Annotated in this window: 17 protein-coding genes; 10 read left to right on the top strand and 7 right to left on the bottom strand. The window is 58.7% G+C overall.

Features of this window, described 5'->3' with window-relative positions; translation table 11 throughout:
• Nucleotide 1: 1 nt before the first annotated feature.
• The 4 genes from cyoB to hmpA form a co-directional block, all read right to left on the bottom strand.
• On the bottom strand, nucleotides 2-2,026 hold the full coding sequence (gene cyoB / locus Q1W15_RS17250) for a cytochrome o ubiquinol oxidase subunit I (protein WP_300730530.1): 2,025 nt from the start codon (nucleotides 2,024-2,026) through the stop codon (nucleotides 2-4).
• Between the two features lie 3 nt (nucleotides 2,027-2,029).
• Complete coding sequence (gene cyoA, locus Q1W15_RS17245; protein ID WP_300730528.1) at nucleotides 2,030-2,971, bottom strand: ubiquinol oxidase subunit II; 942 nt, start codon at nucleotides 2,969-2,971, stop codon at nucleotides 2,030-2,032.
• Nucleotides 2,972-3,772: 801 nt separating this feature from the next.
• The gene (locus Q1W15_RS17240; protein WP_300730526.1) at nucleotides 3,773-4,282 is read right to left on the bottom strand and encodes a disulfide bond formation protein B; all 510 of its coding nucleotides are present in this window, start codon (nucleotides 4,280-4,282) and stop codon (nucleotides 3,773-3,775) included.
• A 196-nt stretch (nucleotides 4,283-4,478) separates the two neighbouring features.
• Nucleotides 4,479-5,651, bottom strand: coding sequence for an NO-inducible flavohemoprotein (hmpA, locus tag Q1W15_RS17235; RefSeq protein WP_300730525.1), 1,173 nt, complete (start codon nucleotides 5,649-5,651; stop codon nucleotides 4,479-4,481).
• A 154-nt stretch (nucleotides 5,652-5,805) separates the two neighbouring features.
• On the opposite strand from hmpA, the gene norR reads away from it, so the two are divergent.
• The 3 genes from norR to Q1W15_RS17220 all read left to right on the top strand — a co-directional run bounded on the left by norR (nucleotide 5,806) and on the right by Q1W15_RS17220 (nucleotide 9,233).
• A complete protein-coding gene (norR, locus tag Q1W15_RS17230) occupies nucleotides 5,806-7,350 on the top strand; it encodes a nitric oxide reductase transcriptional regulator NorR (protein ID WP_300730523.1) in 1,545 nt (514 codons plus the stop codon).
• A gap of 480 nt (nucleotides 7,351-7,830) precedes the next feature.
• Nucleotides 7,831-8,730, top strand: a complete 900-nt coding sequence (locus Q1W15_RS17225; protein WP_300730521.1) for a chemotaxis protein — start codon at nucleotides 7,831-7,833, stop codon at nucleotides 8,728-8,730.
• Complete coding sequence (locus Q1W15_RS17220) at nucleotides 8,727-9,233, top strand: GNAT family N-acetyltransferase (protein WP_300730519.1); 507 nt, start codon at nucleotides 8,727-8,729, stop codon at nucleotides 9,231-9,233. The genes Q1W15_RS17225 and Q1W15_RS17220 overlap by 4 nt, the downstream gene beginning before the upstream one ends.
• On the opposite strand, the gene Q1W15_RS17215 is transcribed toward Q1W15_RS17220, so the two are convergent.
• Nucleotides 9,230-9,466 carry a hypothetical protein gene (locus tag Q1W15_RS17215; protein WP_300730517.1) on the bottom strand — a complete coding sequence of 79 codons (237 nt, stop codon included), beginning with the start codon at nucleotides 9,464-9,466 and terminating at the stop codon, nucleotides 9,230-9,232. The two genes, Q1W15_RS17220 and Q1W15_RS17215, sit on opposite strands and share 4 nt — an antisense overlap.
• A gap of 317 nt (nucleotides 9,467-9,783) precedes the next feature.
• On the opposite strand from Q1W15_RS17215, the gene Q1W15_RS17210 reads away from it, so the two are divergent.
• The 7 genes from Q1W15_RS17210 (at nucleotide 9,784) to Q1W15_RS17180 (ending at nucleotide 19,684) form a co-directional block, all read left to right on the top strand.
• A complete protein-coding gene (locus Q1W15_RS17210) occupies nucleotides 9,784-10,947 on the top strand; it encodes an efflux RND transporter periplasmic adaptor subunit (RefSeq protein WP_300730515.1) in 1,164 nt (387 codons plus the stop codon).
• Nucleotides 10,944-14,039 carry a multidrug efflux RND transporter permease subunit gene (locus Q1W15_RS17205; RefSeq protein ID WP_300730510.1) on the top strand — a complete coding sequence of 1,032 codons (3,096 nt, stop codon included), beginning with the start codon at nucleotides 10,944-10,946 and terminating at the stop codon, nucleotides 14,037-14,039. Before Q1W15_RS17210 ends, Q1W15_RS17205 begins: the two co-directional genes overlap by 4 nt.
• 8 nt (nucleotides 14,040-14,047) lie before the next feature.
• Nucleotides 14,048-14,722, top strand: a complete 675-nt coding sequence (locus Q1W15_RS17200) for a heavy metal response regulator transcription factor (RefSeq protein WP_300730508.1) — start codon at nucleotides 14,048-14,050, stop codon at nucleotides 14,720-14,722.
• Nucleotides 14,715-16,094, top strand: a complete 1,380-nt coding sequence (locus Q1W15_RS17195) for a heavy metal sensor histidine kinase (protein ID WP_300730507.1) — start codon at nucleotides 14,715-14,717, stop codon at nucleotides 16,092-16,094. Before Q1W15_RS17200 ends, Q1W15_RS17195 begins: the two co-directional genes overlap by 8 nt.
• Before the next feature lie 195 nt (nucleotides 16,095-16,289).
• On the top strand, nucleotides 16,290-16,514 hold the full coding sequence (locus Q1W15_RS17190) for a hypothetical protein (protein WP_300730505.1): 225 nt from the start codon (nucleotides 16,290-16,292) through the stop codon (nucleotides 16,512-16,514).
• A gap of 192 nt (nucleotides 16,515-16,706) precedes the next feature.
• Nucleotides 16,707-18,020 carry an OprD family porin gene (locus Q1W15_RS17185; RefSeq protein WP_300730503.1) on the top strand — a complete coding sequence of 438 codons (1,314 nt, stop codon included), beginning with the start codon at nucleotides 16,707-16,709 and terminating at the stop codon, nucleotides 18,018-18,020.
• A 140-nt stretch (nucleotides 18,021-18,160) separates the two neighbouring features.
• Complete coding sequence (locus tag Q1W15_RS17180; RefSeq protein ID WP_300730501.1) at nucleotides 18,161-19,684, top strand: sensor domain-containing diguanylate cyclase; 1,524 nt, start codon at nucleotides 18,161-18,163, stop codon at nucleotides 19,682-19,684.
• Between the two features lie 84 nt (nucleotides 19,685-19,768).
• Here Q1W15_RS17180 and lpxC read toward each other — a convergent pair whose 3' ends face one another.
• Nucleotides 19,769-20,680: a UDP-3-O-acyl-N-acetylglucosamine deacetylase gene (gene lpxC / locus Q1W15_RS17175; RefSeq protein WP_300730499.1), complete on the bottom strand. Its 912-nt coding sequence runs from the start codon at nucleotides 20,678-20,680 to the stop codon at nucleotides 19,769-19,771.
• Nucleotides 20,681-20,792: 112 nt separating this feature from the next.
• Nucleotides 20,793-22,007 (bottom strand): cell division protein FtsZ, encoded by a 1,215-nt coding sequence (gene ftsZ / locus Q1W15_RS17170; protein ID WP_300730497.1) that lies wholly within the window; start codon nucleotides 22,005-22,007, stop codon nucleotides 20,793-20,795.
• Between the last annotated feature and the right edge of the window lie 22 nt (nucleotides 22,008-22,029).

Raw genomic sequence — 22,029 nt, 5'->3', positions numbered from 1 at the left:
TTTATGCCTGCCCCAACTTGGTTTCAACACGGTCGGCCGGTATTACTTTGGCGGCCAACAGACGCTTGTGCTGCTCGGCTTCGATGCGCTCGATGGTTTCCACCGGCACCATGTAGCCTTGGTCATCACGGGCAGCGTGTATGACGAAGTACACAACCGTGCCAACCAGGCTCGCGATAGCCAGCCACCAGATGTGCCAGATCATGGCAAAACCGAACACGGTCAGCAGTGCGCCCATCACGACACCGGTGGCGGTGTTGCTAGGCATATGGATCGGCGAGTACTTGGCCGGTTTCTTGTAAGCCGTACCGTCTTCTTTCGCTTCGGTGAACGCGTCAATACCGTGAACGGTTGGCACGACAGCAAAGTTGTAGAACGGAGGTGGCGACGAAGTCGACCATTCCAGGGTGTGGCCATTCCACGGATCACCAAACTCAGTGTTGTTTTCTGGTTTTTTGCGATCACGAATCGACACGTACAACTGGATCAACTGGCAAGCAATACCGACAGCGATCAAGATCGCGCCGAACAGTGCAACGTACAGGTAAGGCACCCACTCAGGGTTGGTGCTGGCGTTCAGACGACGGGTCATGCCCATGAAGCCCAGTGCGTAGAGCGGCATGAACGCGATGAAGAAGCCCACGATCCAGAACCAGAACGCTGCCTTGCCCCACCCTTCGTGCAGTTTGAAACCAAACGCTTTCGGGAAGTAGAAGCTGAAACCTGCGATGTAGCCAAAGACTGCGCCGCCGATGATCACGTTGTGGAAGTGAGCGATCACGAACAGGCTGTTGTGCAGTACGAAGTCAGCACCCGGAATGGCCAGCAGTACGCCAGTCATGCCGCCGATGGCGAAGGTCACCATGAAGCCCAGGGTCCACAGCACTTGGCTGGTGAAACGCAGACGGCCCTGGTAGATGGTAAACAGCCAGTTGAATAGCTTCACACCCGTCGGGATGGAAATCAGCATCGTCGCCAGGCCAAAGAAGGCGTTGACGCTCGCACCCGAACCCATGGTGAAGAAGTGGTGCAGCCAAACCATGAAGCCCAGCACCGAGATCGCGCCGGAGGCGTAGACCATCGAGTGGTGACCGAACAGACGCTTGCCGGTGAAGGTCGAGATAACTTCAGAGAAGATACCGAACGCCGGCAGAATGAGGATGTACACCTCAGGGTGACCCCACGCCCAGAACAGGTTGACGTACATCATTGGATTGCCACCCAGCTCGCTGGTGAAAATGTGGAAATCCATGTAACGGTCAAGTGTCAGCAACGCCAGGGTAGCGGTCAGGATCGGGAACGAAGCCACGATCAGAACGTTTGCCCAGGTGCAGGTCCAGGTGAAGATCGGCATGTCCATCAGCTTCATGCCAGGAGCACGCATTTTCAGCACGGTTGCCAGGAAGTTAACCCCGGTTAACGTCGTACCTAGCCCCGATAGCTGTAGCGCCCAGATGTAGTAGTCCATCCCCACGCCCGGACTGTACTGCAAGCCGGACAGCGGCGGATAAGCAACCCAACCGGTCTTGGCGAATTCGCCAACGCCCAGCGACAGGTTGATCAGCACAACGCCGGACACCAGCAGCCAGAAGCTCAGGGAGTTCAGGAACGGGTAGGCCACGTCACGTGCGCCGATCTGCAGCGGCACTGCAAGGTTCATCAGGCCGGTGAAGAATGGCATCGCCATGAAGATGATCATGATCACACCGTGAGCGGTGAAGATCTGGTCATAGTGTTCAGGCGGCAGGTAGCCAGGTGAACCCTCGGTGGCCATGGCCAACTGGGTACGCATCATGATGGCGTCGGCAAAGCCGCGCAGCAGCATGATCATCGCCACGATGATGTACATCACGCCGATTTTCTTGTGGTCGACTGACGTTAGCCATTCGGTCCACAAATAGGTCCACTTCTTGAAGTAGGTGATTGCTGCAAACAGCGCCAGACCACCCAGCGCGATCATGGCGATGGTCACCATTACGATCGGCTCGTGGAATGGGACCGCTTCCCAACTTAATTTACCAAACATCGTTTACTCCTCTGCCCCGGCAGCTGAATTCGAACCCTGTTCCAAACCTTCGGTCCCGGCCACTGCTTTCTTCTCGTGCTTCACCGGCTTGCCTGGTGTCATGCCTTCATACTTATCGATGATGACCTGGAACAGGTTGGCGGGTGTAACCGAGGAGTAGAGTTCAACGGGGTTGTTCTGGCTTGGCTTGGACAACGCAGCGTATTCAGCGCTATCAAGCTGTTTTGGTGATGCTTTGACTTCACTTACCCAAGCGTCAAAGTCTTCTTGGGAAGTCGCGATTGCCTTGAATTTCATGCCGGTGAAGCCCGCACCGCTGTAGTTGGCAGAGATGCCATCCAGCTCGGCGTTTTTGTTGGCAATCAAATGCAGCTTGGTGGTCATACCGGCCATGGCGTAGATCTGACCGCCCAGGCCTGGAATGAAGAACGAGTTCATGACCGTGTCAGAGGTGACGCGGAAATTGATCGGTGTGTTCGCCGGGAACACAATCTTGTTGACCGTGGCGATGCCTTGTTCCGGGTAGATGAACATCCACTTCCAGTCCATTGCCACCACGTCGATGGTAATCGGCTTGACGTCAGACACGAGCGGACGATACGGGTCCAGCGCGTGGGTCGACTTATAGGTGATCACGCCCAGGGCGATGATGATCAAAATAGGCACGGTCCAGATCACAACTTCGATCTTGGTGGAGTGCGACCATTTCGGTGTGTAGGTAGCGCTGGTGTTGGACGCGCGATATTTCCACGCGAAGATGAAGGTCATCACGATGACCGGCACCACAACCAGGAGCATCAGCAATGTCGCTGTGATGATCAGATTTTTCTCATCGATCCCGACCTGGCCTACCGGATCCAGCAATATCATGTTGCAGCCTCCCAGCAGCAACATGCCGAAAAGCGGCAATAAGCCAAAGAGTCTGGGGTACCTTTTTTTAGTCATCTCACGACCTCTAAAACAGCTTGCACAATGCAGTTGGTTTTTTCGCCAACACTTCACCCTGCCAAGGGTTGGCTCTTTTCCGGAATTGAATAAACACCTGCTCTATCACCCTAAGGTGAATGGGCACATCCCGGGCTAGCAGTGATTTCTTATTCGATACGGGTTAATGGCCTTACTACAGACCAAGTCCATTTGGTGCGGAACTTAGAAGGGCTACCAGTACCTGGGAGTCGCATGGGACGCCTGTCATGAATGCCCAGACGACCGTCGATTAACCGCTTGGGCTCAGGGACGAGCAGGCTGGACGTTCAGTGCGGGCGATTGTAGTTAGGTAGCTCACTAGAAACCATGTCTCATCCCGAAATAATTCTTCTCGGAGGTGGTAACAATCGGCCACTATTCTTACACCACGCAATAAAACCCCCACCTTATTCAGATCTGTAGCACGCCGTTAACACGCTCTCGAGTGCCCCTTTTTAGCGCATGCAGCACACACCTCGAACCCGCCTGAACGCCCACATAAAAAGGGCTACAGCCGATTTCCATTGAGCCCCCAGGGGCCACGTTCAAGGCCAACACGTGTACTCGAAAGCGTCGTACCCTCGGAACAAAACCCACACTATCCTGTCTTTCTCATGCATCAACTGCCCCAGGTGCGACACGCTATCCGTGACAATATGTCGCAGCGATGCACACCCGATGCCCACCTTCAATTCACAGCCTGTTGACATTTGCGTGCAGACATAAAAAAGCCCCGCACATCCAGGATGAAAGCGAGGCGCTTAAGGCTAAAGCTAAACCTTAGCCGGTTTTTTTCCGATTGCGATAAATCCCGACGGGCACCAGCACTGCGGTCAACACAAACGCGGCCAGCGCCCATTGCGCCAACGACAGGCCGAACACCGGGGGGTAAGGGGTTGAACAGAAACCATCCACCTGGAACCCCAACGGGAATACCGTGGCCAGCGGCAGGCCATCCACGATTGGCTGCAACACATCGAGGCCACAGCTCACCGCCGGGTTCGCCAAGATAAAGACATGGCGCCCTGCAGCGACAATCCCGCCGATCGCGCTCAGCACCACCAACCCTTCAAACACGGTGAGGCTGCGCCGACTTGGCATGGCCGCACCGATAAAAGCGAAAATGGCGATCAGCAGCAACGCATAGCGCTGCAAAATGCACAGCGGGCACGGAGCCTCGCCAAGCACGATCTGCATATACAACGCCCCTCCGATCAACGCCAGGCAGATCAGCCCCAGCAGAACCAGGTAACGCTTCTCCCGGCCCAATCGCATCATGTCATCCGTCATCCCGCGTACCTTTACCTGATTATCAATGGGGTTCAGCTGCGCTCGCAGAACGCGCAGTTTACACCCAGCCCTTTCACCGGGCGGTATATGAACATTGTAGGAAAAGTGCCGAAGTTGGATTAAAGGGCTATTAACGAGTGGGATTGCCACTGTAATAGCCACAGAAGCGAATGAGCCCGGCGTCGGAACGCTCAGTTCACTCCAACGCGGCAGCCGGGCCGAAGAACTCGTAGCGGCTCTGTGCCTCGGGTACGCCAAGGGCCTTGAGCTGACGCTTGACCGCGCTCATAAAGCCTTTGGGGCCCAGGAAATAGGCGTCCACATCACGATTGTCGGGTAACCACCGCGCCAGCACGTCTTCGGTCAACGGGCCAGTATGGTCCGCCGACGTATCGGGCTCGTCATAGCAGTAGAAGCGCTGCAATTGCGGGTGCTGCGCGGCCAAGTCATCGATCCAGCCCCGGAACGCATGAACAGTGGCATTGCGCGCGCAGTGGATAAAGTGAATCGGGCGCCGGGTCGCCAGCGCGGCTTCCAGCATGGCCAAGGTTGGCGTAATGCCCACCCCGCCACTGATCAGCACCAGCGGCTTCTCACTGTCGGTCAAGGTGAACTCACCCGCAGGCGGGAACAGCTCAAGGGTATCGCCGACCTGCAACCGGTCATGCAGGAAGTTGGACACCACACCGCCCGCTTCGCGCTTGACGCTAATGCGATAGCGGCCCGCCGTGGGCAGCGCCGACAATGAGTAATTGCGGCGCACTTCCTGGCCATCAATCATCAGTTTCAAGCCGATGTACTGGCCAGGGGTGAAACCCAGGATCGCGCCCTGGTCCACCGGGCGAAAAAAGAACGAGGTGACTTCTGCGCTTTCCTCACGCTTGGCGACCAGCGTGAACGCACGCGCCCCACGCCAGCCCCCGGGGGCGGCCGCTTTTTCGTCATAGAGGGCGGCTTCGGCACCGATCAAAATATCGGCCAGTTGAGTGTAGGCCGCCCCCCATGCCGCCAGCACTTCAGGGGTGGCAATATCGCTGCCCAGTACCTCTTCAATCGCCCGCAACAAGCAACGACCGACAATGGGGTAATGCCCGGGCAGAATCTGAAGCGCGACATGTTTGTTGATGATTTTGGCCACCAGGTCGCCCAACTGATCAAGCTGGTCAATATGCCGTGCATACATCAGCACCCCATTGGCCAGCGCACGGGGCTGGTTACCGCTGGCCTGGTTGGCCTGGTTAAACAGCGGGCGCACCTCGGGGTACTCGGCAAGCATCATGCGGTAGAAGTGGGTGATCAACGCTTCACCGCCGCTTTCCAGCAGTGGCACGGTGGATTTGACGATGGCACGATCCTGAGCAGACAACATAAGGTAACTCCTGGCACGTAAGTACTAACTGAATACCTCATGACTTATCAGGAAACGTGCCAACATTAAAAACCTTTAAAATCAGTCAATTACACACAAAATAGTCAATATGACACGACCTGTTCTATAGTCACTTCGACAACACGAGGTCAAAATGACTGCAAAACTGTTGCTGACAACCTTGCTACCGCTGGTGGCTGATCTGGCCCGCGAGCTGCCGGAAAGCGAGCGCTACCGACGCTTGCTGCACGCCTTGCGCACTTTGTTACCGTGCGATGCGGCGGCCCTGCTGCGCCTTGATGGCGAATGGCTGGTGCCCTTGGCGGTGGACGGTTTGAGCCCCGACACCCTGGGCCGCCGCTTCAAGGTGAGCGAGCACCCACGCTTTGACGTGCTGCTCAGCAGCCCGGGGCCTACGCGCTTCCCCAGCGACTGTGAGTTGCCCGACCCCTATGACGGGCTGGTCGACGGCCTCGCCGAACACCTTGAAGTGCATGACTGCATGGGCTGCCCGTTGTTTGTCGACGAACGCCCATGGGGGCTGCTGACCCTGGATGCCCTTGACCATGAGCGCTTCGAGCCGGTCGCCCTTGAAGACCTGCAAGCCTTTGCCAGCCTGGCCGCAGCCACCGTCAGGGTCGCCCAGCGTATCGAGCGGCTGGCCTTGCGTGTCGAAGACGAACAGCAAAAAGCCGAGTGGTTTCGCCAGGCGCACCGTTCGCCAGACAAGGAACTGATCGGCCAGAGCAAGCCGCATAAGCGTTTGCTCGAAGAGATTGCACTGGTGGGCGGCAGTGACCTGACGGTGCTGATTACCGGCGAAACCGGCGTCGGCAAAGAACTGGTGGCCAACGCCATCCATGGTGCCTCGCCACGCGCCAACAAGCCATTGATCAGCCTGAACTGCGCCGCCCTGCCCGACACGCTGGTCGAAAGCGAACTGTTCGGCCATGTGCGCGGTGCATTTACCGGGGCCACCAGTGACCGGCGCGGCAAGTTCGAACTGGCCAATGGCGGCAGTTTGTTTTTGGACGAAGTCGGCGAACTGTCACTGACCGTCCAAGCCAAACTGCTCCGCGTGCTGCAAAGCGGTCAGTTACAACGCTTGGGGTCGGACCAGGAACATCAGGTCGATGTACGCCTGATTGCCGCCACCAATCGCGACTTGGCCGAAGAAGTGCGCAGCGGCCGCTACCGCGCCGATGTTTATCACCGCCTGAGCGTTTACCCGCTCAAGGTGCCGGCCTTGCGTGAGCGCGGGCGCGATGTATTGCTGCTGAGCGGTTTTTTCCTTGAACAGAACCGCTCCCGCATGGGCCTGGGCAGCCTGCGCTTGAGTGCCGACGCACAAGCGGCACTGCTGCATTACGACTGGCCCGGCAACGTGCGTGAGCTGGAACACCTGATTGGCCGCAGCGCGCTCAAGGCCTTGGGTCGATGCGCCACGCGGCCGCGCATCCTGACCTTGACCGCGTACGACCTTGACCTGCCCACCCACACCGCGCCGGCGACGCCGGAACCGGCCATCGCCCTGCCTACCGCGCTGGGTGACTTGCGTCAGGCGACTGAAGCATTCCAGCGCCAGGTCATCAGCGCCTGCCTGGAGCGCCACTCGCACAATTGGGCCAGTGCGGCCCGCGAGCTGGGGCTGGACCGGGCGAACCTTGGCCGAATGGCCAAGCGGCTGGGCTTGAAATAATGTCTGCCCCTACCACTCGGTGCCTCGCTGGGGCTCGGCATGCCCTCACCACAGGCTTTGCTCCGTGGGCCGCCGCGATCGGCCAGCGCGATTTAAGGGGGCCCTTTTAGATCAAAAGCCAGATCAAAAGATCACGAGCAAGCTCGTTCCTACAAACGCTGCCATCCGTGATCCGCAGGAGCGAGCTTGCTCGCGATCTGTTGATCTTTAAAAGCTTTATAACGCCGCGCTGTCGTGCAGCAATCCTATCCATTGCTGCGGTGACGGCCACTTAAGGTTCCGGCTTTACGCGGTGGGCCCGCCGCGATCGGCCAGCGTGGTTTAAGGGGGCCCTTTTAGATCAAAAACCAGATCAAACGATCACGAGCAAGCTCGTTCCTACAAACGCTGCCATCCGTTGGAGCCGCCAGCTCTTCCTACAGCATTTTGTATTCAGGTCGATAACCTGGTAACGCTCCCTCTGACCTTTAGAAGGTTTATATGTCGTCAAACGCCCGTGCAGATTCATTGTCGCTGCTGCTGTTTACCCTGCGCAGCGGCAAACTGATGGCGATCAACCTGTTGAAAGTCAGCGAGATCATCCCCTGCCCAACGTTGAGCACTCTGCCCGCATCTCACCCCCATGTGAAAGGCATCGCCGTGTTACGCGGCACGCCCCTGTCGGTCATCGACCTGAGCCGCGCCATCGGTCAGCAACCCTTGTTGGACCCCAACGCTGGCTGGCTGATTGTCACCGATGTCAGCCGCTCCAGGCAGGGGTTGCAGGTGCAGAGCGTGAACGGGATTGTGCATTGCCTGAGCACGGATATTCGCCCGCCGCCTTACCGGTCAGGCACACGCTCGTACATCACGGGCGTGACTCAGGTCGACGGTGCGCTGGTACAAGTGCTGGACATCGAAAAAGTCATTCATGCCATCACCCCCGCCCGCAATGAAGCCCCTCCTGAAGCCCTCAGCCGTGACGAAACGCAGCTCTTGGCCAATGCTCGCATTCTGGTCGTCGATGACAGCCAGGTGGCGTTACAACAATCAGTGCTGACCCTGCGCAGCCTCGGGGTGCATTGCCACACGGCGCGCAGCGCCAAGGAGGCCATCGAGCGGCTACTGGAACTGCACGGCACGCCGGAGCAGATCAATGTGCTGGTGTCTGATATCGAAATGTCCGAGATGGACGGCTACGCGTTTACCCGCACCCTGCGTGAGACTCCGGACTTTGCCCACCTGTATGTGCTGCTGCACACGTCACTGAACAGCGTGATGAACAGTGAGAAAGCGCGATTGGCCGGGGCCAATGCGGTGCTGACCAAGTTCTCGTCGCCGGAGTTGACGCAGTGCCTGATCCTCGCCGCCCGCACGGTGACCGAGCAGGGCCACGGATGAACGAAGACTGCCTGCTATTGCGCAAAGACCTGAACCGCCCGCTCCACCCGGCGCAATGGCCTGAGGGCGTAAGCGTGGTGACCTTGACCCCGGCCCTGCTGCAACCGGTACATACCTTACTCCGCCAGGGCTATGCCGACGGGGCCGGCAGCGTCGAATCACTCGAACACTGGCAGCAGTGCCTGTTGCACGACGCCGACTACGACCCGCACCTGTGCTTCGTCAGCCTGTTGGACGGTGAGGTGGTGGGCGTTGCCCACGCCTGGACCAGCGCTTACCTCAAGGACTTGGTGGTGCACCCGCGTATGCAAGGCCGGGGGCTGGGCCGTGCACTGCTGAGTCACGTGTTCAGCGTGTTTCATTCACGCGGCGAGGCCAGCGTCGACCTCAAGGTCATGCGGCACAACCACAAGGCCCGGCACCTGTACCACGCGCTCGGCATGACCGAGGTCAGTGCGGGGTCGGCCTTAATAGCCTGGCCAGCGCGTCACCCGCGGGCTTAGCGTTTACCCATTGTTTTACGGGTGCCATGGGGTGGCGCGCCTGGTGTCTTATCGTGACCGCCGAGGCCGCTCTTCTGGTAGTACGCCTTGCCCTGGGACTTGGCCTTGGCAAACTCGGAAGGCTTGAACGGGAAGGTAAAAGCAGGAATGACCGGCTTGGCCGGCACGGCCTCGGTGTCACCCGGCTCGGTGCCCACCGCTTCGGGAGCGGTCGTTTGTGTGGGAGAAGTCATGAAAGCTCCGAAATGCAGAGAATAATCAGGCCAGATGGCGCAAGACCGCAAAGTATACCTGTGCGCCGGGTAGACGTTGCACTCACAGGTCGGAAAATTCCATGCCGCGACACAAAACCGCCGTCGCAGGCCTCGTAAAACACGTGACGCGGCACTCCGATTTTGCGATCGCTGCGCAATCGATCACAGCCTGCAACAGCGACTACGCCGTTAACTGTCAGCAATGTCAGTTAGCCGTCACGCTGCTGACCGGTTCTACGGGTTATAACACGCGCACGAGCTTCTCCCTTTTCTCACGCACACGGCGTCTTTTCGGCATGCGCACTCAAACCAAAAACATCTGCCTCGCCACCGTGGTCATCGTTCTGGTCGGCGCGGGCCTTTGGCTGTATCAGCGTCCCGCGCCCGCCAAAATGGCCATCAGCGCAGTGGTGCCCGTGCGGGTTGTGCAGGTTGCACAGCGCGATGTGCCACGTTTCGTCAGCGGCATAGGTGCCGTGCAGTCATTGCACAGTGTGATGATCCGGCCGCAAATTGACGGCATTCTGACGCAGTTGCACGTCAAGGAAGGCCAGACGGTCAAGGCTGGGGACTTGCTTGCCAGCCTGGATGACCGTGGAATTCAAGCCAGCCTCAATCAGGCCAAAGCCCAATTGGGGCAGAACCAGGCGCAGTTGCAGGGAGCCCTGATCGACCTCAAGCGTTACCAGTTGCTGAGTGTCGACAACGGCGTGTCCAAGCAGACCCTTGATCAGCAACAAGCGCTGGTCAACCAACTCAATGCCACGGCGCAGGGCAATAAAGCCGCTATCGACGCAGCACAGGTGCAATTGTCGTACACCCAGATTCGCTCCCCGGTGAGCGGGCGCGTCGGGATTCGCGCAGTAGATCCGGGCAACTTCCTGCGGGTCAGCGACGCACAAGGGTTATTTTCCGTGACCCAACTCGACCCGATTGCGGTGGAATTTTCGCTGCCCCAACAGCAGCTCCCCACCTTGCATCGCCTGCTCGAAGCCCCGGAGAAGGCCTTGGTCAACGCCTACCTGGATGACTCGGCTCCTGACGCCGCGCCGCTGAGCCAGGGCCACCTGAGCTTGATCGACAACCAGGTGTCGGCCACCACCGGCACCCTCAAGGTCAAGGCGCAGTTCGACAACCCACGGCACACCTTGTGGCCAGGCCAACTGGTGAATATCCAGATTCAGACAGGGCTGGAGCGCAACGCACGGGTGGTGCCACCTGCGGTGGTACAACGCGGGCTGGATAATTACTTTGTCTACCGGGTCACAGGCGACACGGTTGAAAACGTGCCGGTGCAAGTGGTCTACCAGGACACCGCGCTGAGCATCATCACAGGCGTCAATGTGGGCGACACCCTGGTCAGCGATGGGCAGTCGCGGTTAAAACCCGGAGCGCGCATTGAAGTGCTGGGCGAGCCCGTCTTGGCCAATAGCGCCCGCCAGCCCGCGGTGCAGCCATGATCCGCAGCCGATCGCTGTCGGCGTGGTGCGTCGACCACCCGGTAGCCACTGTGCTGCTGACCTTGGCCCTGGTACTGGTGGGGCTGATCGCCTTCCCGCGCTTGCCCATCGCTCCCTTGCCTGAAGCGGAGTTCCCGACAATCCAGGTCTCGGCGCAACTACCCGGTGCCAGCCCCGACACCATGGCGTCATCGGTGGCCACGCCACTGGAAGTGCAGTTCAGCGCCATTCCCGGCATGACACAAATGACCTCCAGCAGTGCGCTGGGCTCCACCACGCTGACCCTGCAATTCACCCTCGATAAAAGCATCGATACCGCCGCCCAGGAAGTGCAGGCCGCCATCAACACGGCCTCCGGCAAACTGCCCAAAGACATGCCGACGTTGCCCACCTGGAAAAAGGTCAACCCGGCGGACAGCCCGGTGTTGATTCTAAGCATCAGCTCCCTGCACATGCCCGGCACGCAATTGAGCGATTACGTCGAAACCTTGCTGGCCCGTCAGATCAGCCAGATCGACGGCGTAGGCCTGATTAACATTACGGGCCAGCAGCGCCCCGCCATTCGCGTGCAGGCCAGCGCCGACAAGCTGGCCGCCATCGGCCTGACCCTGGCCGATATTCGCCTGGCGATTCAGCAAACCAGCCTCAACCTGGCCAAGGGTGCGTTGTACGGGCCCACAAGCATTTCAACACTCTCCACCAACGACCAGTTGTTCAATGCCGAGGAATACGGCCAGTTGATCGTCTCGTACAAAGACGGCGCGCCGGTGCAACTGCGCGACGTGGCGCGGGTCATCAACGGGGCCGAAAACGACTACGTGCAAGCCTGGTCCGGGCATCAGCCGGGGGTCAACCTGGTGATTTCGCGCCAGCCGGGGGCCAATATTGTCGACACCGTCGACCGCATTCAGGCCGCCCTGCCCGGCTTGCAAGCCATGCTCCCGGCGTCGGTGGAAGTCACCGTGCTGAGCGATCGCACCAAGACCATCCGCGCCTCGCTGCATGAAGTCGAAATTACCCTGCTGATTGCCGTGCTGCTGGTGATCGCGGTCATGGCACTGTTTCTGCGCCAATGGTCGGCCACGCTGATTGTGTCGGCCGTGCTGGGGGTATCGCTGATCGCCAGTTTTGCGCTGATGTATGTGTTGGGGTTCAGCCTGAATAACCTGACGCTGGTGGCGATTGTGGTGGCTGTGGGGTTTGTGGTGGACGATGCCATCGTGGTGGTGGAAAACATCCACCGCCACCTCGAAGCGGGCGAAAGCATGCGCGATGCGGCGATCAAAGGAGCCAGTGAAATTGGCTTTACCGTGGTGTCCATCAGCCTGTCACTGGTGGCGGCCTTTATTCCGCTGCTGTTTATGGGCGGCGTGGTCGGGCGGCTGTTCAAGGAGTTCGCCCTGACGGCCACCTCGACCATTTTGATTTCGGTCGTGGTATCACTGACCCTCGCCCCCACACTGGCGGCGCTGTTCATGCGCGCGCCGGTACACGATGCCCACGCCAGACCCGGCTTTGGCGAGCGCTTACTGGCGCTGTATGAAAAAGGCCTGACCCGCGCCCTGGCCCACCAGCGCCTGATGCTAGGGGTGTTTGGGGTGACGCTGGCGATGGCGGTTGCAGGTTATGTGCTAATCCCCAAAGGATTCTTTCCCGTGCAAGACACCGGTTTTGTGCTGGGCACCACCGAAGCCGCCGCCGATGTGTCGTACCCCGACATGGTGCAAAAGCATTTGGCGCTGGCCACCATCGTCGGTGCCGACCCGGCGGTGCAGGCTTTCTCGCACGCGGTGGGTGTCACCGGCAGCAACCAGACCATCGCCAACGGCCGCTTCTGGATTGCCCTCAAAGACCGCAGCGAGCGGGACGTGTCGGCCAGTGAGTTTATCGACCGCATTCGCCCGCAACTGGCCAAGGTACCGGGCATCGTCCTGTACCTGCGCGCCGGGCAAGACATCAACCTGAGTGCCGGGCCCAGCCGCAGTCAGTACCAATATGTACTCAAGAGTAACGACGGCCCGACGCTGACCACCTGGACCCAGCGCCTGACTGAAAAACTGCGCGGTAACCCGGCGTTTCGCGACTTGTCCAATGACCTGCAACTGGGCGGCAGCATTACGCACATCAGCATCGACCGGAGCGCCGCCGCCCGCTTTGGCCTGACCGCCACCGATGTCGATGAAGCGCTGTACGACGCCTTCGGGCAGCGCCAGGTCAACGAGTTCCAGACCGAGGTCAACCAGTACAACGTGATCCTGGAAGTGGACGCGGTGCAACGCGGGCAGGCTGAAAGCCTCAATTACTTTTACCTGCGCTCCCCGCTGAGCGGCGAAATGGTGCCGCTGTCAGCGCTGGCCAAGGTCGATGCGCCGGTCAGCGGCCCCCTGTCGATCAGCCATGACGGCATGTTCCCGGCCGCCAACCTGTCCTTTAACCTCGCCCCCGGCGTGGCGCTGGGCGACGCGGTACTGATGCTCAACCAGGCGAAAAATGACATCGGCATGCCGAGTACCCTCAGCGGCAATTTCCAGGGCGCAGCGCAGGCGTTCCAAAGCTCGCTGGCCAGCCAGCCGTGGCTGATTCTGGCGGCGCTGGTGGCGGTGTACATCATTTTGGGGGTGTTGTATGAGAGCTTCGTTCACCCGTTGACCATCATTTCGACCCTGCCTTCGGCGGGGCTGGGCGCGCTGTTGATGCTGTGGATCTGCGGCCAGGACTTTTCGATCATGGCGCTGATCGGGCTGGTGCTGCTGATCGGTATCGTCAAGAAAAACGGCATTCTGATGATCGACTTCGCCCTCGACGCCCAGCGCACACGCGGGCTGACGCCCGAAGCGGCCATTTATGAAGCCTGCCTGACGCGGTTCCGCCCGATCATCATGACCACCCTCGCCGCCCTGCTGGGTGCCTTGCCACTGATGCTCGGTTATGGTGCCGGTGCCGAACTGCGCCAGCCGCTGGGCATCGCCGTCGTGGGCGGGTTGCTGGTCAGCCAGGCGCTGACGCTGTTCACCACGCCGGTCATATACTTGTGGCTTGAACGGTTGTTCCACCGTTCCAAACCCGTCAGCTTGCTGGCGACTGAACACTGAGGCGGGTTATGCGCGTTCTGATTATTGAAGATGAAGAGAAAACCGCCGACTACTTGCACCGCGGGCTCACTGAGCAAGGCTATACGGTGGACGTCGCCCGGGACGGCGTTGAAGGGCTGCACCTGGCGCTGGAAAACGACTACGCGGTGATCGTGCTGGATGTCATGCTGCCGGGGCTTGATGGCTTTGGTGTGCTGCGCGCCTTGCGTGCGCGCAAGCAAACCCCGGTGATCATGCTGACCGCCCGCGAGCGGGTAGAAGACCGGATTCGCGGGTTACGCGAGGGGGCCGACGACTACCTGGGCAAACCGTTTTCATTCCTGGAACTGGTGGCACGCCTGCAAGCCCTGACCCGGCGCAGCGGCGGCCACGAGCCGGTGCAGGTGACCGTTGACGACCTGTGGATCGACCTGATCAGCCGCAAGGCCAGCCGCGCCGGCAGCCGCCTGGACTTGACCGCCAAGGAGTTCTCCCTGCTCAGCGTACTGGCTCGACGCCAGGGCGAGATCCTGTCTAAAACCGCCATCGCGGAAATGGTCTGGGACATCAACTTCGACAGTGACGCCAATGTGGTCGAAGTGGCCATCAAACGCCTGCGGGCCAAACTGGACGGGCCCTTCGAACACAAGTTACTGCACACCATTCGCGGTATGGGCTACGTGCTGGAGCGGCGCAATGCCTAAGCGGCCCCATCGTTTTAATGCCATCGCCCTGCGCCTGAGCGCCATGTTTACGTTGGTGGCCTTGCTGGTGTTCATGCTGATCGGTGGCGCGCTGTACCAGCAGGTTGATAAAAGCATCGGCCTGTTGCCCACGGCGGAACTCGACGCGCGCTACAGTGTGCTGGAATCATCAATCAACCGCTTCGGCAACCCCGAACACTGGGGCAAGATCAGCGCCAAACTCAAATTGCTCAGCGAAGAAGACAAACGCATCCGCTTTTGGGTCATCAGCGAAGACCCTGCCTATGAATACGGCCACCCGGATGCGGCCGTGCGGGCTTTGGCCGAAGGTCCGACGGGCGTGCAGGCGTTGAAAGTGCCGGGGCAGGCTTACCCGTTCAAAGTGCTGGTCAGCGAAATGCCGCCCAAGGATCAACGCCCCGCCCTACGTTTTCTGATTGCCATCGACACCGAAACCTTCCGCCATACCCAGCACCACTTGTTGGTGGCCCTGATCAGCCTGGCCATCATTGGCGTGCTGCTGGCATCGGCGCTGGGCTATTGGGTGGCCAGGATCGGCCTGAAACCCTTGATCCGCTTGTCTGAAGAAGCACAAAAACTGGCACCACCGCGCTTGTCCCGGCGCCTGCATCTGGCCGCATTACCACCTGAACTGGATCAACTGGTCAGTGCGTTCAACGCCACGCTGGACCGGGTCGAACAGGCCTACACCCGCCTGGAATCCTTCAATGCCGACGTGGCCCACGAACTGCGCTCCCCCCTCACCAACCTGATTGGCCAGACCCAGGTCGCGTTGACGCGCGGGCGTTCAGCCGAGCATTACTTCGAAGTGCTGCAGTCCAACCTTGAAGAGCTGGAACGGTTACGCAGCATCATCAACGACATGCTGTTTCTGGCCAGTGCCGACCAAGGCAGCAAGGCCAGCAAGTTGAGCCGCGCGTCATTGGCTGACGAAGTCGCCACCACGCTGGATTACCTGGAGTTCATTCTGGAGGACGCCCAGGTGCACGTCCGGGTCAGCGGTGACGCTCAAGTCAATATCGAAAAGGCCCACCTGCGCCGGGCGCTGATCAACCTGCTGAACAATGCGGTGCAACACACCGAAGCGGGCCAGCGGATCGATGTGCACATTGAACAGACCCCACAGAACGTCAGCATCAGCATCAGCAACCCAGGCCCTGCCATTGACGATGAGCACCTGCCACGGTTGTTTGAGCGCTTTTACCGGGTGGATGCCGCGCGGCATAACAGCGGGGCCAACCACGGTCTGGGGCTGGCCATAGTCAAAGCCATCGCGCATATGCATGGCGGCGAAGTGTTTGTGCACAGCGGCAAGGGGCGCAATACGTTTGGGTTGTATTTGCCGCTGTAGGTGCGAGCATTTAAATATCCACAGATCACGATCACACTCGCGCCCGCAAGCCTTCCCACAAGAGCGCCCTGTCTTCAGCGTGCTTTGTTACCTGATACGCAAAAGTCCTTGTACGGATCATGGCTTTTTCAGCCGGGCCCGACGCTATAAATTGCACGCATCACACAGCACTTGCTCAGCAAGAAGGTCTTTGAAATGTCCAGCACTATGGGTATGGCTAGCGTTTTCGTTTTGTCGTCTTTGATGTTGTCGCCCTTGGCAATGGCGGAAGAATCGCCCGCCTTTGTTGCGCAGAATGCCGCCCGCGCAGCCGCCTTTGAACAACACCAGGCCGAACTGACAGCGCAGCATCGTAACGATGCACAGCACCCGCAAGCACAGGCTAAAACCAGCATCCCCGCCGATCGCAAAGACAGCTGACTGCATGCCTTGAAACTTCCCGACCCAATCAATCCCGGCCTGCACAGGTGATTGATTGTTTCAAAAGCCGCTAATCCAGCGGCTTTTTTTTATGTTGAAAAAGTCGTCATCACGGCTAATGTCACTGCGCAGGTACTGGAAGTCCTGAAGAAAACAAAAACGGCCATCACGTTAAAAAGGAGCCACACAACAGTGAACCATTCATTCAAGCTCAACCCGCTACTCATCGCGCTGGCTGCAACGATCCCGACTTACGCTCAGGCAGAAGACACCTCCAAAGACGGTTTCATTGAAGGCTCCAGCCTCAACGTTCATGCCCGCAACTACTACATGAACCACGACATCCGCAGCCCGCACGCTGATGACAGTAAAGAGTGGGGGCAAGGGTTTGTCGGCAAGTTCGAATCGGGCTTCACCCAAGGGACCGTCGGTTTCGGTCTGGATGCCAACGCCATGCTCGGCCTTAAACTGGACGCGAGCGGTGGCAATAACAGCAGCGGCATTCTGCCGCTCAACCATAACGGCAAAACCGGGTCGTCGCTGTCCTCAGCGGGTGCCACCGTTAAAGCGCGGGCGTTCGACACCGTGCTCAAGGCAGGGGACCTGTTTCTCAGCAACCCGGTGATTGCCGGCGGTGAATCGCGCATGCTGCCGCAAACCTTTCGCGGTGTCAGCCTCACCAACAACAGCTTCGAAGGCTGGATGTTCGAAGGTGGCCAGGCCAGCTTTAACAAACTCTACAACCAGAGCGGCATGCGCCGCATGACGACGGCATACGGCGATCTGGACGGTCAGAACAGCCAGCACATGACGTGGGCAGGGGCTTCGTGGAGCGCCATTCCTGCGCTCACCAGCAACCTCTACGCCGCCCAGCTCAAAGACATCTGGAACCAGTACTACTTCGACCTGGATTACACCTACGATTTAAGCGAAAGCATCAGCCTGAACCCAGGCTTGCATTACTACTACACCCGAGACAGCGGCAAAGCGTTGCTGGGGTCCATCAACAACAACGCCTTCAGCCTGCACCTGGCCATGACCCTCGCCGAACACACCGTGACGGCCGTGATGCAGCAGATCAACGGCAACACGCCGTTTGACTACATCAACCAGGGCGACAGCATTTTTCTCGACAACTCACAGCAATACTCGGACTTCAACGGCCCGAACGAACGCTCGTGGAAGTTGCAGTACCAGTACGACTTTGCCGGTCTTGGCCTGGCAGGCCTGACGTCCAGCGTGTCTTATTCGCACGGTGAACTGAACCTGACCAAAGCCAGCTCCAACAGCATCGGTTACAGCAACTGGTACAACCCGCAAGGCAAGAACGCCAGCCACTGGGAACGTGACGTTGACCTCAAGTACGTGGTTCAGGAAGGCAAAGCCAAAGACCTGGGCGTCACCCTGCGCTGGGCAACCCATCGGGGAAACACGGCCTACCAGACGGTGGACAACAATGTGGATGAGTACCGAGTGATCATCGACTACCCGCTGAATGTGTTTTAAACAGCAATTAAAAGGCCAGCTTTTTAGCTGGCCTTTTAATATGATTGCGTTCATTTTGTAACAACGGCCCTACGACAAGGCTTACAGGGCACACCTTACGTTAACCGTGATACCGGCACGGGCTCATCATCTGTGAGGAGATGGCTATCGAATACTCCCCATCTCACGCCTTTACACGGCGCATGCTCAAATGCACCACCCTCTTTTCGGTGCTCAGTATCTTGTGCATCGTGAGCTACCTGCTGGTACGCGAGTACCGTAGTACCGAGCAGGATGCGACGCGCTCAGCGCTCAACATCGTGCAGTTAATAGACCGCGATGTGCGCAACACCTTTACCATTTACGACTCCACGCTCATCAGCCTGATCGAACTGCTGCAAAGCAAGGCACTGACGGCGCTACCCCCCACCGTTCAACATTCGGTGCTGTTTGACCGGGCCAATGAGGCCCCTTCAAACAATGGTTTTTATGTGTTTGATGCGTCAGGCAAACTGATTGCCCATTCACGCGCCTCAATGCCTGACAGCGTGACGGTCACAGAGCAAGACTGGTTTGTAGCGCATCAATCCATGACGACCCACGCGCTGTATATCAGTCGTCCCTTCCAGACCGGCCCCGACCTGGATGACTGGTGCCTGATTCTGAGCCGCCGCATGACCGGCCCCAACGGCGAGTTCGCGGGTGTCGTGGCCGCTCAAATGAAACTGAGCTATTTCAGAAACCTGCTGCGTGGGCTGGATGTGGGCCCGGATGGCAACATCAGCCTGGTCAGTACCGACGGCATTTTGTTGATTCAAGACCCCGCCAACCACAAAACCTATATCGGCCAGGACCTCAGCCATGCACCCAATTTCATTCGGTTTCTCAATGAGCGCTACGGCAGCTTCATTGCCATGTCCGGGCTATATCACGTCGAACGTCTGTACAACTTTTCACAGGTTCACGAGCTTCCCATCGTGGTGGTGGTTGCCCTGTCCACCGACACGATTTTCAGTAACTGGCGCCACACAGCCCTGTTAATCGGCACCGCCACGCTGTTGCTCTGCCTGGGTCTGGTCTGGCTGACCGGGTTACTGTTGCGTGAACTGCGCTTGCGTCAACTCGCCGAGCGCGAGCTGGCGGGGCTGGCAGCAGCCGACCCGCTGACCGGGCTTGCCAATCGACGCACCCTTGACCGTCACCTCGATCGCGAGTGGCGGCGGGCACAACGGGCGGGCACCCCGCTGTCATTACTGATGATTGATATTGATCACTTCAAGGCCTTCAATGATGCCTACGGTCATCAAGCAGGCGATGTGGCTATACGCCGTGTGGCGCAACTGATCAAAAACCACTTGCACCGCCCCACCGACCTGGCGGCCCGTTACGGTGGCGAAGAGTTTGCCGTGGTGCTGAGTGAAACCGGCCCCGCAGGCGCGCATCAAGTGGCCGAAAGAATTCGCCTCGCCGTCGAAGCCATGGAGCCCGTACTTCCCAACGCACAAAAACTCACCATCAGCCTGGGCACCTGCAGCCGGTACACCGCACCGGGTGATGATCAGGAAGCGCTGATTCGCACCGCGGACAATGCCCTGTATCAAGCCAAGAAAAGCGGCCGCAATCAGGTGGTGAGCATCGATGAAACGCCTGGGGCCGAACCGGTTAGCGAGCCTGTAAACCGATAAATTGATCACGTGACGGTGACGCTCAAGGTCCAATAAAAAAGGCCACCCGAGGGTGGCCTTCAAAACTAGAGAAACACGTGATGCTTAAACGGCTGCAACCGGACGCATGTACGAAATCGGTGCAGTGCTGGCATCTTCAAAGGTCACGACTTCCCACGCGTCGGTCTGTTCAATCAGCTTGCGAAGCAGCTGGTTGTTCAGCGCATGGCCAGACTTGAAGCCCTTGAACTCACCAATCAGGCTGTTACCCAACAGGTAGAGATCGCCAATGGCGTCGAGGATCTTGTGCTTCACGAACTCGTCTTCGTAGCGAAGGCCGTCTTCGTTCAGTACACCGTTCGCGTCGACCACGATAGCGTTTTCAACGCTGCCGCCGAGTGCGAGGTTGTGCTTGCGCAGGTACTCGATGTCACTCATAAAGCCAAACGTACGGGCGCGGCTGACTTCTTTTACAAACGAAGTGCTTGAGAAATCCACGCTTGCACTTTGGGTACGGTTACGGAAAACCGGGTGATCGAAATCGATCTCGAAGGTCACCTTGAAGCCTTCGAAAGGGACGAAAGTGGCGCGCTTGTCGCCATCTTCCACGGTCACTTCCCGCAGGATACGGATGAACTTCTTCGGCGCGTCCTGTTCTTCCAGGCCGGCAGATTGAATCAAGAACACGAAAGGTCCGGCGCTACCGTCCATGATAGGGACTTCAGACGCGGAGAGTTCGACGTAGGCGTTATCGATCCCCAGGCCAGCCATGGCCGAGAGCAAGTGCTCTACCGTGTCTACTTTTACGTCGCCGTTGACCAACGTGGTCGACATCGTCGTCTCGCCAACGTTTTCCGCGCGAGCAGGGATCTGCACAACAGGGTCAAGGTCAGCACGACAAAACACGATGCCGGTATCCACAGGTGCAGGTTTGAGAGTCAGATAGACTTTCTCGCCTGAGTGCAGACCGACACCTGTGGCACGGATAATATTTTTCAGGGTGCGTTGTTTAATCATGGCATTGGCCGCTTCAGCGCAAATTGCGAACTGGTATCAACAAAGGCTGGCGATAATAGCAGACCAGACCTTTGCTGAACACCAATCACCTTAATAGCCCTGATACATTCCATCAATCAGCCTGACGACGCAGGAAAGCCGGAATGTCCAGGTAGTCCAGGTCATCTTGCGGATTCAGCTTGGCAGCCGCTGTCGCGCCATGCTGGGCCTGATTACGCATCACCGTCGGGCGATCCAGGTCACGGTAGTTAACCGCTGGCAACTCCTGACGCTCAACCCGCGACTCTTGGCGCGAAGGCGCTGGCTGAGCCGAAGAGGCCGCGTACGACGCCTGAACAGTGTTGTCGATGACTTTGACCGGCTTCTCGATTTTTGCGCCCAGACCGGTTGCAACTACGGTCACGTGCAGTTCGTCGCGCATGTCCGGGTCGATCACGGTACCGACCTTGACCATCGCGTGCTCGGAAGCGAACGCTTCAATGATGCTACCCACGTCGGAGTATTCACCCAACGACAGGTCCGGGCCAGCGGTGATGTTCACCAGGATGCCGCGAGCGCCTTCCAGGTTCACGTCTTCGAGCAACGGGTTGCGGATAGCCGCCTCGGTGGCTTCGCGTGCACGGTTCGGACCGCTGGCGCAGCCAGTGCCCATCATTGCCATGCCCATTTCGCTCATCACGGTGCGCACGTCAGCGAAGTCGACGTTGATCATGCCCGGGCGTTTGATGATGTCGGAGATACCGCGAACGGCACCGGCCAGAACGTCATCGGCCTTGGCGAAAGCCGACAGCAGGCTGGCGTCTTTACCGAGGATGGTCAGCAGTTTTTCGTTCGGAATCGTGATCAACGAATCGACGCTTTCAGACAGCAGACGAATGCCTTCGTCAGCAATCTGCATGCGCTTGCGGCCTTCGAACGGGAATGGACGTGTCACCACCGCTACGGTGAGGATCCCCATTTCCTTGGCCACTTCAGCGATGATCGGCGCAGCACCGGTACCGGTACCACCGCCCATGCCCGTGGTGATGAACACCATATTGGTGCCCTGCAGCACTTCTGCGATGCGCTCGCGGTCTTCCAGTGCAGCCTGGCGGCCGACCTCCGGATTCGCGCCAGCACCCAGGCCTTTGGTCACACCGGTGCCCAGTTGCAGAATAGTACGAGCGCCGATGCTTTTCAGCGCTTGTGCGTCGGTGTTGGCGCAGATGAATTCAACGCCTTCGATATTGCTCTTAACCATATGGTTAACCGCATTACCGCCACCACCACCCACACCGATAACCTTGATTACCGGGCTTTGCGGGATGTTGTCTACGAGTTCGAACATGGTCCCTCTCCTTCCATTTCTC

Source organism: Pseudomonas sp., from assembly GCF_030150285.1.
Classification (GTDB): Bacteria; Pseudomonadota; Gammaproteobacteria; order Pseudomonadales; family Pseudomonadaceae; genus Aquipseudomonas.
The sequence above is the reverse complement of the archived record's forward strand: the minus strand, read 5'-3'. Positions and strand labels throughout refer to the sequence as shown.

Excerpts from the sequence above, each read along its gene's own strand:
- cyoB (WP_300730530.1), bottom strand. The coding sequence starts at position 2,026 with ATGTTTGGTAAATTAAGTTGGGAAGCGGTCCCATTCCACGAGCCGATC.
- cyoA (WP_300730528.1), bottom strand. The coding sequence starts at position 2,971 with ATGACTAAAAAAAGGTACCCCAGACTCTTTGGCTTATTGCCGCTTTTC.
- Q1W15_RS17240 (WP_300730526.1), bottom strand. The coding sequence starts at position 4,282 with ATGACGGATGACATGATGCGATTGGGCCGGGAGAAGCGTTACCTGGTT.
- hmpA (WP_300730525.1), bottom strand. The coding sequence starts at position 5,651 with ATGTTGTCTGCTCAGGATCGTGCCATCGTCAAATCCACCGTGCCACTG.
- norR (WP_300730523.1), top strand. The coding sequence starts at position 5,806 with ATGACTGCAAAACTGTTGCTGACAACCTTGCTACCGCTGGTGGCTGAT.
- Q1W15_RS17225 (WP_300730521.1), top strand. The coding sequence starts at position 7,831 with ATGTCGTCAAACGCCCGTGCAGATTCATTGTCGCTGCTGCTGTTTACC.
- Q1W15_RS17220 (WP_300730519.1), top strand. The coding sequence starts at position 8,727 with ATGAACGAAGACTGCCTGCTATTGCGCAAAGACCTGAACCGCCCGCTC.
- Q1W15_RS17215 (WP_300730517.1), bottom strand. The coding sequence starts at position 9,466 with ATGACTTCTCCCACACAAACGACCGCTCCCGAAGCGGTGGGCACCGAG.
- Q1W15_RS17210 (WP_300730515.1), top strand. The coding sequence starts at position 9,784 with ATGCGCACTCAAACCAAAAACATCTGCCTCGCCACCGTGGTCATCGTT.
- Q1W15_RS17205 (WP_300730510.1), top strand. The coding sequence starts at position 10,944 with ATGATCCGCAGCCGATCGCTGTCGGCGTGGTGCGTCGACCACCCGGTA.
- Q1W15_RS17200 (WP_300730508.1), top strand. The coding sequence starts at position 14,048 with ATGCGCGTTCTGATTATTGAAGATGAAGAGAAAACCGCCGACTACTTG.
- Q1W15_RS17195 (WP_300730507.1), top strand. The coding sequence starts at position 14,715 with ATGCCTAAGCGGCCCCATCGTTTTAATGCCATCGCCCTGCGCCTGAGC.
- Q1W15_RS17190 (WP_300730505.1), top strand. The coding sequence starts at position 16,290 with ATGTCCAGCACTATGGGTATGGCTAGCGTTTTCGTTTTGTCGTCTTTG.
- Q1W15_RS17180 (WP_300730501.1), top strand. The coding sequence starts at position 18,161 with ATGGCTATCGAATACTCCCCATCTCACGCCTTTACACGGCGCATGCTC.
- lpxC (WP_300730499.1), bottom strand. The coding sequence starts at position 20,680 with ATGATTAAACAACGCACCCTGAAAAATATTATCCGTGCCACAGGTGTC.
- ftsZ (WP_300730497.1), bottom strand. The coding sequence starts at position 22,007 with ATGTTCGAACTCGTAGACAACATCCCGCAAAGCCCGGTAATCAAGGTT.